This is a genomic window from Sneathiella chungangensis (assembly GCF_009882935.1).
Classification (GTDB): domain Bacteria; phylum Pseudomonadota; class Alphaproteobacteria; order Sneathiellales; family Sneathiellaceae; genus Sneathiella; species Sneathiella chungangensis.
This window is the reverse complement of sequence record NZ_WTVA01000001.1, coordinates 51,629-65,640: the sequence shown is the minus strand read 5'-3', so window position 1 is coordinate 65,640 and position 14,012 is coordinate 51,629. Positions and strand designations below refer to the sequence as shown.

Sequence of the window (14,012 nt, the reverse complement as noted above, 5' to 3'; positions counted from 1 at the left end):
AACAGCACAGGTACTACGAAAGGAATAGAAAATGAGTTTGCGAATTGGTGATACAGCCCCGAATTTTCATGTCGATACAACCAACGGCCCCATCGATTTTCATGAATGGATCGGCGACAGCTGGTGCTTCTTCTTCAGCCATCCCGCCGACTTCACGCCGGTCTGCACCACGGAAATGGGCCGCACCGCGCAGCTCTCCGACGAGTTTGCGAAACGCAACGTGAAATCGCTTGGCCTCTCGACCGACACGGTGGAGGAGCATAAGAACTGGATCCTCGATGTGAACGATACCCAGAACACCACCCTCACCTTCCCGATCGTCGCCGATCCGGACCTGAAGGTTGCGAAGCTTTACGAGATGATCCATCCGTCGGAAAGCGAAACCGCCGCCGTGCGCAGCGTCTTCATCATCGATCCGAACAAGAAAATCCGCCTCACCATGACCTATCCCATGAGTTGCGGCCGGAATTTCGACGAGATCCTGCGCGTCATCGACGCGTTGCAGCTGGGCGATGCGAAAAAGGTGGCCACACCGGCCGACTGGCGCCCCGGGCAGAAGGTCATCATCCCGCCGTCGATCAGCAACGAGGCGGCCAAGGATATCTTCCCGCAGGGCTGGGATGAAATCCGTCCCTACCTCCGCGTAACAGAGGTTTAGGCCCCCACAACCGGGCCGGCCCCGCACGGACCGGCCCGAACAGGAGAATGACCATGAGCGACGACCGGCTGCAAAAGATCCTCGATGAGGCGCTGGAGGATGAATTCAAGGCGCGCGCGACCTATGCCGCGATCATCCATACCTTCGGCCCGGTCAAGCCGTTCGTGAATATCGTGGAATCGGAGGGGCGCCATGCCGCGGCCCTCCTCCAGCAGTATCAGCGCCTCGGCCTCAAGCCGCCGCATAACAACTGGGCGGCCCATGATATCGAGGTGCCCGCCACCCTGCGCGAGGCCTGCGAGGCCGCCATCGCCGCCGAGGTCGAGAATGCCGGGATGTATGAGCGCCTGCTCGCCCAGACCGACGACCCGGTCCTCCAGGGCGTCCTCGCGAACCTCCGCGACTCCTCCCAAAGCCGCCATCTGCCGGCCTTCAAACGCTGCCTGGAACGCGAAAGCCGGGCGTAGAGCATACCGCCTGCCCTTCCGGTATAGGCGGGCGCGTCAGATCTTGCCGGAGACGCGGTCCCAAAACTCCAGGCGATCATTGGTGCGCGGAAAAGGCGCGTCCGGAACCGGCACATTCAGGAAGGCGCAGAGAGGCGCCCAGCCTTCCTTTACCTGATAGACAAGGAGTTGATCTGCGGGAATTGCCGCTTTGACGGCCTCATTATGCGCGATGAACGCCGCCATAAGATCTGCGTCACTCAGACCCGGAGGAAATCCGGTTTTGGCAATAACCCGGCTGGTCATGACAAGCCAGTCCTGCAGGTCCTCCGGCATCTTGTCCCACTCGGACAGCAATCGGTAGATCGTCTGTGAAAAGCTTTGCGCCCAGCTTTCCGGCGTGCGATGCGTCAGGATGAATTTGGCGGTTGGGAAGACTGCGTACAATTCCCGGAAAAATCCTGCCGTGGGCCAGTCGACGGCACTTTGATATCCCTCATAGATCTTCGTCCAGTCAGGCGCGCCGTTGACCGCGGCCAACCACAGAGGGACTTGCACCGGATGATGATGAAGCACTTCTTCCATATGGTGACAGGGTCCCAGCCCGACCTGATTGATCGCGAGCTTAAGGGAATATGTGCCCGTTCTGCCGACGCCCAAGCTGATCACTTTTAATGACATGGCACTACCCCATGCGATGCAGGGCGCAAATCTTATTGCCCGATGGATCGCGGAGATAGGCAAGGTAAAGATTACCGTTTGCCCCTTCGCGAACGCCGGGAGGGTCCTCGCAAGTCACGCCGCCATTTGCGAGACCGGCGGCATGCCACCTGTCCGCCGCCGCGGGATCAGAGGCCGCGAAACCGATCGTGCTGCCGTTGCCGTGACAGGCGGGGTCGCCATCGATCGGTTTGCTGATCGCGAACACACCTGTTTTCGTGCGGTAAAAGCACCGCCCTTTTGCGTCAATCACGCCCGGCGCATGGCCGAGGGCGCCAAGAACGGCATCGTAAAAGACTTTCGCGGCCTCGACATCGTCCGCGCCAACCATAATATGACTAAACATTCCAGCTCCTGATAATGATGTAGATGAAAAGGGCCTGCTCGACGGTCATGTTATCCTGAGTAATCGCTTAATACAAATAACAACTCGGTCCTCCAGGGCGCCCCCTCCCAACCCGCCACCCGCCGGTGTTCAAAAGTTGGGTGGAGCGTGAAAGCCGGACGTAGAGTAAACTCAGCGACGCGAATGCGGGGCCTCGCAACTTTACGGGGATATTTGGCGTGTGAAATTTTTGGATGGGGGATTAGGGCCTATAATATAGAAGTAATTGATGAGAGATAGAAACGCAAAAAGTAAAAAAATTCTAATAATTTTCTACAATTATATTAAACTCCCCGTCCGAACGCTTTGCGGACATCAATTGAATATTAGGATAGTTTTTTGATAAACTCTCTATTTCTGCCCTATCTCTATCTGAAATTTTTAAACCGAAAACTATTCCGTCTAATTCATTCTTACTAAATGGTATATCTTCAAATGACGCTGAATGGCTTCGGCCGGAACCAGCATGCATACGCCATTCATCTTCGTATCGCCACTCCGAAGATTTTGTATAAACAACCTTGTCCATAATTTTCATCCTTTCATCATGATCAAAGGTTCTAAAGCCACATACAAAATCGGCCATATAGTCCAAATCCATCAATTCTGGAATTTCATCGACATAGTTCATAGGCATCGCTGAACCATATGCACTATCAAATGCAGGAACAGAGCGAAATCTCAATACTACTCCGCGATGATTATCCGCATAGTGCGCCCACATTAGCTTATTGTTTGGCTTGATGGTCATACAAAGAATTTTACTATTAGATAATCCTTCTATTAGACCCGCATTAAATTCTGGAAGACGCTCATATATAGTGTTGTATGCCGTTTCTATTCCGGCATCGATAATTTCTATAAATTCTTCTTTATTCAAATCAATGGGTATGGATTTGATCGTTTTTACCATTCCCCCAATCATATTTATGGAGTTCTCTGTTTTATCTTGTTTGTATATTTCCCAAAGCTTTTCACGACATATCTTTTTTAGCTTAAAAAAATCTACTTTTACCTTTAGTCCGAATTGCAAATCAAATGGATCGTTTAAATTGATTGGAGTTGTCCATCGAAGTGTTCTGTTTTCAAGAATAATTTTTGCAGTTTTCGCAGAGACGTACTTAAAAAAATGCAATCTACCATTTTTCCAATGCTCAGGAATTACATGCAATTTTTCGTCAGCGTTCATCTCATTTATACCCGCCCTAAAACTTTTTGCACATTTTAACTATTGCAAATTTTAGCACAGCCATAATTAGTATAAAGTCAAAATTCGGCTATCTATTTACTTGCATACCACGCAATATTCCTATATAATTACATCTCCACGTTGCGGCTTGAGAGGTCGCGGTGCGTGGCAAGGGGTGGCTGCCCCTTTCAGCTGAATTCCATATATATGTGAATAAAGGGTACCCGGCGTTCGTTAGGTAAGTCTTGCGGGTATTCGTAATTCGGCGTGCCGGACGCCGTCTGCCGGGGGTTTGATCGGCCCCGAGAGCTACCGGAACGGTCAATCCGACGACTGAGAGCGGGTTGATGAGGGTCCGGCCTTCAGAGGCAGCGGTACAGGATGGCCCCGGAGGTATCGGCGAGGAATTCGCCGTCGCGGCTCATGGTGCCGATTTTCCGCAGTCGATCGGCGGAGATCATGTCCACCATCTCAACAGAGCCGCTTTCACGGACCAGGCCGTAGCGCTGGCCGGTCTGCCAGACGGATGTCAACGGTTCGGCGGTGTCTCCCTGCGCAGAGCGCATCAGATCCCGCTCGCCGAGGACGACTTTCCTTCCGTCTGCATTGCAAGCCGTGCTCCAGGCTCCCCGTAGCCGCAAGGGCACGGTATCGAAGTCCCAGACCTTGTCGTAGGGGACTTTGATCACTTCAGTAAAGCGCGCGCGCAAATTGACGGGCTTCGCAATGGGAGCGACCGGGGTCGGTCGTCCGTTTGACGCCAGCTCCGGTCCCTTCCCGTCTGCCGCCATCGATGACATGGGAGTGATAATGTTATAGGCCACCAGGAAGACCGCCAGCATCGCCCCGCCAAGGGCCGTGCTGCCGATCAGGAATTTCGACGTCTGGAACGCGCGCGAGGAGCGCAGGCGGAAGGCGTCGCGGATATCGACCTTGTAATAGACCATGCGGTCCTTTTTGGGCGAGAAATAGCCGCCGAGAATGCGCACCCGCGCCTTGCCCCACTCTTCGACGAGCTGGCGCGCGATGTCCTGCGCCGGCATTTCCGCGTCGTAGCGGCCGAAACTGCGCCATTTGGTGTCAAACAGCGTCTGCACGACATATTGCGAATATTTCGGTTTGTCCGGCGTCATTCTAACGTCCCGAGGGCTCATTTTTTCATGATCAGGCCCCGAGCCTAACCAGTCAGGATAAACAAACCGTTAATATCGCCGGATTTTCCCCGATTTTCTCCGCCCACAAAAAAGGCGCCCCGAGGAGCGCCTTTTTGCGTTTTATGTGAGGGGGTTATTCCGCGGCTTCGTCATGCATGACGATGACCGGTTCCATGGCGTTCAGCACCTCTTCCTCGAGATGGCAGAAGATCGTATGGCCGGGGGAAAGTTCCTTGACCGGCGGCACTTCCGTCTCGCAGATCGCGCCGATCTTGCGTGGGCAGCGGGTCTGGAACGGGCAGCCGGGCGGCGGGTTCATCGCAGACGGAATATCGCCTTTCAGGATGATCTGTTTTTGCTCGACCGAGGTATCGGCAATCGGCACCGCGGACAGGAGCGCCTCCGTATAGGGATGATAGGGCGGCGAGAACACCTCGTCCGTCGTCCCCTGCTCCACGATATGCCCAAGATACATAACCACAACGCGATCAGAGAGATAGCGGACGACGCTCAAGTCATGGCTGATGAAGAGCAGCGTCGAGCGGAGCTCGTTCTGGATTTCCGTGAGCAGCCCCGTCACCGCCGCCTGCACCGACACATCGAGCGCCGAGACAGGCTCGTCCGCCACCACCACGGCCGGGTTGCCGGCGAAGGCGCGGGCGATGCCGATCCGCTGTTTCTGACCGCCCGAGAGCTGGCGCGGCCGGCGATGCGCGAAATCTCGCGGCAGTTTCACGAGATCCAAGAGGTCATTGACCTTCTGGCGGACCTTTTCCTTGTCCGTCTCGACACCGAATTTACGGATCACGCGGGCGATCTGGCTGCCTACCGAATGCGAGGGATTGAGCGTATCGAAGGGGTTCTGGAAGACCATCTGCAGATGCCCGACGGTGCGCGCCTTGCGTTTCTGCACGGAAACATGGGCGAGATCCTCCCCGTTGAGGATCACCTCGCCGCCTGTCGCTTCTTCCAGGCCCATCAGTACCTTGGCGAAGGTCGACTTGCCGCAGCCCGATTCCCCGACGATGGCGACGGTCTCCGCCTCGCGCGCATTGAAATTGATATCCTCGTTCGCCTTCACGGTTTTCACCGCATCGCCGCGGATCATCGCGAGGATCGAACTTGAGCGGATCTCGTAATATTTCTTCATGTTGCGCACTTCAAGCACGACCTTGCCCGACTTCACGGATTTCACCGTTACCGCCGTATGATCGCCCTCGGCCCAGTCGATCTCCTCGAACCGGGCGCAGCGGACCTTATGCCCCTCCTCCCCGGCGACGGAGCGCATGGGGACCTTGTCCTGATCGCAGGTCCCCGCCTTGAAGAAGGCGCAGCGCGGCCCGAAGAAGCAGCCCTTCGGCCGCTGATGCGGGAGCGGAAGCTGCCCCGGAATGGGGACCAGCGGCCGTTCGTTCTTGTCGGCGCCGGGCAGCGGGATCGAGGCGAACAGCCCGCTCGTATAGGGATGGCACATGGCATCGAACACCTCGTTGATGGTGCCGTCCTCGACCGCCTCGCCGGAATACATGACCGTCACCCGGTCGCAGGTATCCAGGATCAGCCCGAGATTATGCGAGATATAGATCATCGCCGTGCCGAATTCCTCGGAGATTTCCTTGACCAGCTCGACAATCCCCCGCTCCACCGTCACGTCAAGCGCGGTGGTCGGCTCGTCAAGCAGCAGGAGATCGGGCTTGGACAAGAGCGCCATGGCGATCACCACGCGCTGCTGCTGGCCGCCGGAAATCTGGTGCGGATAGGCGTCCATGATCCGCTTCGGATCGGGCAGCTTCACCGCCTCCAGCAGGGCAAGCGCCCGCTCCAATGCTTCGGCCCGCGTCACATCCTCATGAAAGAGCGGCACCTCGGCCAGCTGGTCGCCGATCTTCATCGACGGGTTGAGCGAGGCCATCGGCTCCTGATAGATCATGGCGATCTTGGATCCGCGGATGCTGCGCAGTTCCTCTTCGCTCATGGTGCGCATGTCGCGGCCATGGAAGAATATCTCGCCGCTCTTGATATAGCCGTTGGAGCCGAGATACTGCATGATGGCGAGGGCGACCGTGGACTTGCCGCAGCCGCTTTCGCCGACGATGCCGACGCCCTGCCCCGGCATCACCTTCATGTTGAAATCAATGACCGCCGGTATTTCGCCGGCGCGGGTCTCATAGGAGATGCAGAGATCGCGGCATTCCAGAATGGGTGTCTGTTCCATCGCTTTTCTCCTAATCCTTCAATGAAATTTCGCGAAGGCCGTCGGCCAGCAGGTTAAAGCCGAGCACGAGCGAGGAAATCGCCGCCGCCGGGACCACCGCCATATGACCGGCGAAGCTGCCGAGCGGCTGGGTTTCGGCGATCATCTTGCCCCAGTCGGGATCTGGTGGCGGCAGGCCGAGGCCGAGATAGCCGAGCATGGCGATGGTGATGGTCGTATAGCCAAGCCGCAGGCAGGCATCGACGATGAGCGGCCCGCGGGCGTTCGGGAGCAATTCGACCAGCATGATATACATGGCGCTCTCGCCCCTTGTCTGCGCCGCGAAGATATAGTCCCGCGTTCGAAGATCGAGCACGAGGCCGCGCACGATACGCATGATGCCGGGGGCTGACGCAAAGGTCACAGCGAGCACGATGTTGAAGCCCGTCGCGCCGAGATAGGTGATGATGATGATATAAAGCACGATCACCGGGAAGGAGAGCAGGACGTTGGAGATAAAGGAAATAACCTCGTCGTACCAGCCGCCGAGATAGCCCGCGACAACCCCCATCAGCATGCCGACGATATAGGCGACGGCCGTGGCCGTGGTCGCCCAGATCAGCACCTGCTGCGCGCCGAAGATGACGCGCGAGAGGATATCCCGGCCCTTATGGTCGGTGCCGAGCCAGTAGAGCCCGCCATCGCGCGCCTCCGACATCGGGAATTTGAACGGCTCCAGCGGGGCGTTCGGATCGTAAAGCGGGAGCACCGGCGCGAGGATCGCGAGGATCACCCAGAACAGGATCAGCGCGAGGCCGAAAATGGCAATCGGGCTTTCCCTGAGCAGGCCGAGGGATTTGAAGAACTTCCCGATCGCGGAGGGAGAAGCGTCGTTATTCTGAACATCAGCAGTCATGACCGTCCCTCCCTTATGTGAACCGGATCCGCGGATTCAGCAGCGTATAGCCGATATCCGAGATGAATTGCGAGAACACCGCGACGAACACGGCGACGAGTGTGCAGGCCTCGATCACGAAGATATCGCCGAACAGCGCCCCGTCGAGGAGCAGCTTGCCGAAGCCCTTGTAGGCGAAGAACACCTCGACCACGATGACGCCCGAGAGCAGCCAGTTAAGCTGCAGGATGATGACCGTAAAGGGCGCGATCAGCGCGTTGCGCAGCGCATGGCGCATGATCACCCGGCGATAGGGAATGCCCTTGAGGACCGCCGTGCGGATATAATGCGATGTCATGACCTCCGCCATGGACGCGCGGGTCATCCGCGCCGTATAGCCGAAGCCGTAGATCACCAGCACGAAGACAGGCAGGAAGATCTCCGCCCAACTGAAACCGCTGGTCATCGCCGAGGTGCCGGGCAGCCAGCCCAGCCAGAAGACAAAGATGGCGGAGAAGAAGGTGGCGCTCGCGAATTCCGGAACCGATGTGGTGAGCACTGATCCCACCGAGACCGCGCGATCCTGGAATGAGCCTTCCTTCATGCCGGCGATCACCCCGAGGGTGAGCGAGAGCGGGATCATGAAGGCCATATAGAGCCCCGCAAGGATGGCCGTATTGGCAAGCCGCGGCCAGAGCACGTCGGCGACCGGCGACTTGTACTGGATGGAATAGCCGAAATCACCGGTGAGCGCATTGCCGACCCAGGTGACGTAGCGTTCCAGAAATGGTTCGTTATAGCCGTTATTCTCCAGCCACAGCTCCCGCTGTTCGGTGCTTGAATAGGGTCCAAGGACCTTGCCGGCGACGGCGAGTTTATCGGATTCGAAAATCGCGAAAAGCGTAAAGGAGACAATGACCATGATCAGGGCCATTGAAAGAAATCGACGAAACGCCAGTATCAGCATGTGTTTGCTCCCCCCTGGGGCAAAATAGCGCAGAAAACAGATAAGGGCGATAAAATATCGCCCTTATCTTGACTGTCCGGTTTAGCTGTTGATCCAGACTTTATAAAGCTGGTGGTACTGGGTCGGATGCGCCTCCACATTCATGACCTTCTCGCTCGCCAGGAAGAATTTCGGCTGCCAGATCGGCTGAATGATGATGGCGTCGTCCTGGAGGATTTTCTCGACTTCCTCCATCGCGGCCTTGCGCTTCTCCGCGTCGACCAGGGATTCCGCCTTGTCGAGGGCCTTCTCGAATGCGGGGTTGTTATACCCGGTTTCGTTCCACGGCACCCCGGCGCGATAGGCCAGGCTGAGCACCATGGTGCCGAGCGGACGATGGGTCCAGGCGGTGATGCCGAACGGCGTCGTTGCCCAGATTTCCCAGTATTTCGAGGCCGGCATCAGGTTGAGGTTGAGCGTGATCCCGGCTTCGGCGGCCTGCTCCTTCAGGATTTCACAGACCTGCTGCTGCCACGGGCCGTTGGTGTTACCGACATCGATGGTCAGCTCGATACCGTCCGGATAACCCGCCTCGGCGAGCAGAAGCTTCGCTTTGTCGATATCCCGCTCCCGCCGGTTCAGCGCGAAATATTCCGGATGGATCGGGGACACATGGTGATGTTCACCGACATCGCCGCGTCCCTGATAGACCAACTCGTTGTATTTTTCCGCATCGACGCAGGCCATCAGGGCCTGACGCACCCGCTTGTCATCAAACGGCTTCTGCGTGATGTTCATGCGCATCACGCCGGTCTGCGCCGTCCGGGCCTCGAGGATTTTCATGCCCGGGATCGACTGCGCCATGCCGAGGGAGGCGATATCGAACTCGTAGTTCATATCCACCTGACCGGAGGCAACGGCGGCCAGCTGGGCCGCGGACCCGGCGCCATGGTCGAAATAATGGATCTCGTCGAGATAGACCTCGCCGCCCCAGAAGGGCTCGTCCGGGTATTTTTCACCCCAGTAGGGCTGATCAACGCGCTTGAGAACCGCCTTTTCCCCGACCGCGAAGTCAACGAGAGTGAAGGGGCCCGTGCCGTTCGGCTGCTCGACCAGGTTACCCTTGAAGTCGCGATGGACGATCATTGTCGGATAGTTATAAAGGTTTTCCGGGATCGACAGCACCGGCGAATTCAGATGCAGGCGGATGGTATAGTCATCGACCTTTTCGAGCGCGCCTTCCGTCATCACCTTCTTGGCATTGTCGCCCTCGCCCACGGTCGTGAGCATGGAATCGAACAGCCCGACGTTGGACGAGCCGGTGTTCGGATCGAGCCAGCGGGTGAAGTTGAACATCACGTCATCGGCGTTGAAATCATCGCCGTTATGCCATTTGACGCCTTGGCGCAACTTGAAGGTCCAGGTCTTGAGATCGTCCGATGCGGACCAGCTTTCCGCCAGATACGGCCGCGTGACATTGTCCGGGCCGGTCATGACGAGATATTCGCACATCTGCCGCGCAACGTTGGACGGCGGCGTCCAGCTATAGACGGCCGGATCGTTCATCTCCTGCACTTCCATGGAGATTTTCAGGATGCCGCCCTTTTTCGGCGTTGCCGCCTTTGCCTCCATCGTCGGGTCCGCAATGCCGACGAAAGAATAGGCGGCGGCGGCCGACAGGCCGAGCAAGGTTGAGGTGCGGAGGAATTCCCGGCGGTCCATCTTGCCGCTCTTGTATTGTTCCTTGACGTCTTCGATCATGGGATGGATGCGCCCTGGCGCTTCATGATCCATCTTTTTTACTGACATATTGCTTATCTCCCTATCCGATTAATTTTCAATTTGCAGTTACGTTTTAATAGATGTCCGGATTCTGCGATTTTCACATTTTTTCAGAAGCCTTTTTGTTCATTTTGCGACCATAATTTTCCTCTTCGACGCAAATAATGTCGCGATTTCAATCATTTTTGCCTGAGTTGGTCCCCAGCATAGTGAAACCGAACCGGCCTCGTCAATGGACATAGACAAAAATATTATTTGCCTGATACCGATATGAAATCATTATTAAAAAATGGTGCTTAAATATAGTGAAAACACGTAAAAACAGCAGGAATGATATAGTTATACTTACAAAACTGAACAGATATTTTACTTTTACCAAGAAGGATTATTTTACGTAAAACTGTCGAAGTAATATAAGGATTTTTTACTGATTTATTACTGTGGTTACTTCTCGCGCGGCCTTCCCTCGCGCTCCGCTGTCGCGGCGGTGCCGGCGGATCCCCGGCCCTTTTGCGCTCGCCTTCCGACAAAAGTAGAAGAAATTCACCGCAAGTCAACTCACGATCGTCATCGCCCCTCCCCGGCCTGTCGCGGTGCCCACCCTGCCGAGGCGTAAAAAAACCCGGCGCGGGGCCGGGTTTTGAGTTGAGGAGGAGAGCGATCAGGCCGTCGCCGTGCGCAGCATCTTCATCTTCCGCCGCCGCTTCAGCCCGAGCAGGCCAAGCAATCCGGCGCCAAAGGCCCAGACCGCAGCGGGCAAAGGCACAGCCGAGATTTCGGTTACTTGCCAATTGGGAAAAGTAAGAGGAACTTCGTCATAATTCAGTGTGGCAAGGTAACCTGAGAAGTTCGAACAGTTCCCGCAAAGACCGAGGTCAAAGGAATCATTGTTAGGGCCACCCAAGAAAACTGTATTAAGGCTCCTTGTGTTGCCCCCAATGAACCAATTGATTAATTTACCAGAAGAGAAGGATAAGTATCCAACACCACCACTGTTCTCATCGAAGCTTCCGCCTACGCCTGGAAAACTATAGTTGAAAAGCAATTCTGATTCAAAACCCGCGCTGGGAAGATCATCTGCACCATCGGGTGTCGCAGCAGTCCCATTTGATCCATCCAAATTAAGGCCATCCGTGTCATAAGTGAAATAACCATCATAGCTCCCACTTACAGAACCATTAGAAATAACGGCGCCGCTGAAATCGACGCGGTAGAAGGCCGCGTCGGCGGCGCCTGCGAACACCAGGCTGCCGAGCAATGCCAGTCCGAGTAATTTTTTCATGAAAACCCCCACGTCATGATTGAATGAACAAACGAATCTTTATCGATTCCCAGCATGCCCTTGTTTTATGACAAATTTTATACAACTGTCAATTATTTGATTTTAAATATAAATTAACCATAGATGTTAACCACGGCAATTTGCGGTAGCGACCCGCATTGCGGTCGTCGCGGGGCGGCGATGGCGGGAATTTACTTTGCCGCGGCGCGGGGGTATAACGGGGCAATCGGGAAAAAATAACAAGAACAAGGGGAAACCCCATGCAGCGCGACCTATTCAGTGAAGAACATGAGCTATTCCGGGCCTCCGCCCGCCGCTTCGTCGAGGAGCGGATTGTCCCCTTCCACGCCCAGTGGGAAAAAGACGGCCAGGTCAGCCGGGAGGTCTGGCGCGAGGCCGGCGAAGGTGGATTTCTCTGCTGTTCGGTGCCGGAGGAATATGGCGGCGCGGGCGGTGATTTCCTGTTTGGCGCGATCTTCCTTGAGGAACTTGCGCGCGCCGGAACCAGCGGCCCGTCGTTTCATCTGCATTCGGAGATTGTCGCCCCCTATATCACCGCCTATGGCACGGAGGAGCAAAAAAAGCACTGGCTGCCCAAGCTGGTGAAGGGCGAAGCCATTGCGGCCGTCGCCATGAGCGAGCCCGGCGCGGGGTCGGATTTGCAGAATATCCGCACCACCGCCATTGCCGATGGCGATGACTATGTGATCAACGGCCAGAAGGTCTTTATCAGCAATGGCCAGCTTGCCGATCTTGTCGTGCTTGCCTGCAAGACGGACCCTTCTGCGGGCGGTAAGGGGGTTTCGCTGGTGCTGGTCGAGGGCGACCGGGAAGGGTTCTCGCGCGGTCGTAACCTTGAGAAAGCAGGCTACAAGGCGCAGGACACGTCCGAACTCTTCTTCAACGACGTGCGGGTGCCGAAATCGAACCTGCTGGGCGTCGAAGGGCGCGGCTTCAAGCAGCTTATGCAGCAACTCCCGCAGGAGCGGCTGGTCATCGCCGTGCGCTCCGCCACCAGTATCGAGACGGCGCTGGACTGGACCGTTGAATACACCAAGGAACGCAAGGCGTTCGGCCAGAGCATCGCGGATTTCCAGAACACCCGCTTCAAGCTCGCCGAGATCAAGTCGAAGGCGGTGATGATGCGCGCCTTTGTCGATCGCTGCATTGCCGCGCATCTGAAGGGCGAGCTCGATTCCGTTACCGCCGCCATGGCCAAGATGCAATCGACGGAGGTTCTCTGGGAGGTTCTCGATGACTGCGTGCAGCTCCACGGCGGTTATGGCTATATGTGGGAATATCCCATCTGCCGCGCCTGGGCCGATAACCGCATGGCCCGCATCGCCGGCGGCACCACCGAGATCATGAAGGAAATTATCAGCCGCGACCTGCTTGCCGACTGAGGAAATCGAGCAGCCGGGCATTCATCTCTTCCCGCGCGTCCTCCTGCACGATATGGGAGGCGCCGGGCAAGACATGAAGTTCGGCCTCGGGTAGCAGATCGCCAAGGGCCTCGCATAGCCGGTGAAAGAGCGGCGGGCTCTCCGCCCCCGCCAGCAGCAGGGTCGGGATGTTCAGGCGTTTTATTGCGTCCGCGTCCAGGCTTGGGAAATTCTGCCCGAGCATCTGCGCCTTATCGGTGGCGCGGTTGTCCCAGACTTGCGCATAGCGCGCGTCGGACAGCCCGGCAAATTTTTCCGGCCCCAGCACGCCCTTGCCGAATATCTCTATGGCTTTTTTGTCGTCCCCGCGCCGGAACGCCCGCTCGACCGGGGCCATGACACCGAGGCCGAATTTGAGGATGGCAATGGCGGTGCGCGGGTCGCTGATCAGAAGCGGCAGGAGCTGCGACAGCTTCGGCGGCACATCGGTAAAGAGCGGCAGGACCGGCGGCTCGATCAGGGTCATGGAGCGGAGCCTTTCGGGCTGCCGCAGCGCCAGTAACAAAACGATCAGCCCGCCCCAGGAATGCCCGACCAGATGCGCGGGGCTGGCGTCCAGCCTGTCCAGCAGGCGCGCGAGGTCCTCGATATGAACGTCGATGGGATCGTCGGCGCCATCGAGTAAGGGCGCATTGGGCCGGGCGTAGCGGCGGCTGTAGCTGATCACGCGGAAATGCGGCGACAAAGCCGGGACCTGCCCCGACCAGGTGCGGATATCCGACGCCCCGCCATGCACGAGAACGACCGGCGCGCCCGTCCCGCTGTCGTCATAGGCAAGGGAAACGCCGTCCAGCTCCAGTCTTGCCAGCGATGCGAAGGTATCCTCCATGGAAAGAGACTACCACAGACCCCGCCCGCAGTGAACCGCCTTGCGGCTGTCCCGTCCCTCCCCTATTTCAGGATATTGACGGTTTATATA

Annotated in this window: 13 protein-coding genes; 3 read left to right on the top strand and 10 right to left on the bottom strand. The window is 57.0% G+C overall.

Annotated features, from left to right (window positions below):
- Window positions 1-31 precede the first annotated feature (31 nt).
- Entirely contained in the window at window positions 32-658 is a 627-nt protein-coding gene (locus tag GQF03_RS00315) for a peroxiredoxin (RefSeq protein WP_161337197.1), read from the top strand.
- 53 nt (window positions 659-711) lie between these two features.
- Window positions 712-1,125 (top strand): ferritin-like domain-containing protein, encoded by a 414-nt coding sequence (locus GQF03_RS00310; protein ID WP_161337196.1) that lies wholly within the window; start codon window positions 712-714, stop codon window positions 1,123-1,125.
- A gap of 36 nt (window positions 1,126-1,161) precedes the next feature.
- Here GQF03_RS00310 and GQF03_RS00305 read toward each other — a convergent pair whose 3' ends face one another.
- From GQF03_RS00305 to GQF03_RS00265, 9 genes are all read right to left on the bottom strand, one after another.
- Window positions 1,162-1,785, bottom strand: coding sequence for a sulfotransferase family protein (locus GQF03_RS00305; protein ID WP_161337195.1), 624 nt, complete (start codon window positions 1,783-1,785; stop codon window positions 1,162-1,164).
- Between the two features lie 4 nt (window positions 1,786-1,789).
- Window positions 1,790-2,170 carry a VOC family protein gene (locus tag GQF03_RS00300; RefSeq protein WP_161337194.1) on the bottom strand — a complete coding sequence of 127 codons (381 nt, stop codon included), beginning with the start codon at window positions 2,168-2,170 and terminating at the stop codon, window positions 1,790-1,792.
- A 301-nt stretch (window positions 2,171-2,471) separates the two neighbouring features.
- Window positions 2,472-3,398, bottom strand: a complete 927-nt coding sequence (locus GQF03_RS00295) for a DUF2971 domain-containing protein (protein ID WP_161337193.1) — start codon at window positions 3,396-3,398, stop codon at window positions 2,472-2,474.
- 362 nt (window positions 3,399-3,760) lie between these two features.
- Window positions 3,761-4,531: a hypothetical protein gene (locus GQF03_RS00290; protein ID WP_161337192.1), complete on the bottom strand. Its 771-nt coding sequence runs from the start codon at window positions 4,529-4,531 to the stop codon at window positions 3,761-3,763.
- A 154-nt stretch (window positions 4,532-4,685) separates the two neighbouring features.
- The gene (locus tag GQF03_RS00285; protein WP_161337191.1) at window positions 4,686-6,767 is read right to left on the bottom strand and encodes an ABC transporter ATP-binding protein; all 2,082 of its coding nucleotides are present in this window, start codon (window positions 6,765-6,767) and stop codon (window positions 4,686-4,688) included.
- A gap of 10 nt (window positions 6,768-6,777) precedes the next feature.
- Window positions 6,778-7,662, bottom strand: coding sequence for an ABC transporter permease (locus GQF03_RS00280; RefSeq protein WP_161337190.1), 885 nt, complete (start codon window positions 7,660-7,662; stop codon window positions 6,778-6,780).
- 13 nt (window positions 7,663-7,675) lie between these two features.
- On the bottom strand, window positions 7,676-8,608 hold the full coding sequence (locus tag GQF03_RS00275) for an ABC transporter permease (RefSeq protein ID WP_161337189.1): 933 nt from the start codon (window positions 8,606-8,608) through the stop codon (window positions 7,676-7,678).
- 81 nt (window positions 8,609-8,689) lie between these two features.
- Entirely contained in the window at window positions 8,690-10,396 is a 1,707-nt protein-coding gene (locus GQF03_RS00270; protein ID WP_206376048.1) for an ABC transporter substrate-binding protein, read from the bottom strand.
- A 634-nt stretch (window positions 10,397-11,030) separates the two neighbouring features.
- Window positions 11,031-11,651 (bottom strand): hypothetical protein, encoded by a 621-nt coding sequence (locus GQF03_RS00265; protein WP_161337188.1) that lies wholly within the window; start codon window positions 11,649-11,651, stop codon window positions 11,031-11,033.
- A 260-nt stretch (window positions 11,652-11,911) separates the two neighbouring features.
- On the opposite strand from GQF03_RS00265, the gene GQF03_RS00260 reads away from it, so the two are divergent.
- Window positions 11,912-13,054 carry an acyl-CoA dehydrogenase family protein gene (locus GQF03_RS00260; RefSeq protein ID WP_161337187.1) on the top strand — a complete coding sequence of 381 codons (1,143 nt, stop codon included), beginning with the start codon at window positions 11,912-11,914 and terminating at the stop codon, window positions 13,052-13,054.
- Here GQF03_RS00260 and GQF03_RS00255 read toward each other — a convergent pair.
- Window positions 13,029-13,922: an alpha/beta fold hydrolase gene (locus GQF03_RS00255; RefSeq protein ID WP_161337186.1), complete on the bottom strand. Its 894-nt coding sequence runs from the start codon at window positions 13,920-13,922 to the stop codon at window positions 13,029-13,031. The two genes, GQF03_RS00260 and GQF03_RS00255, sit on opposite strands and share 26 nt — an antisense overlap.
- Window positions 13,923-14,012 lie beyond the last annotated feature (90 nt).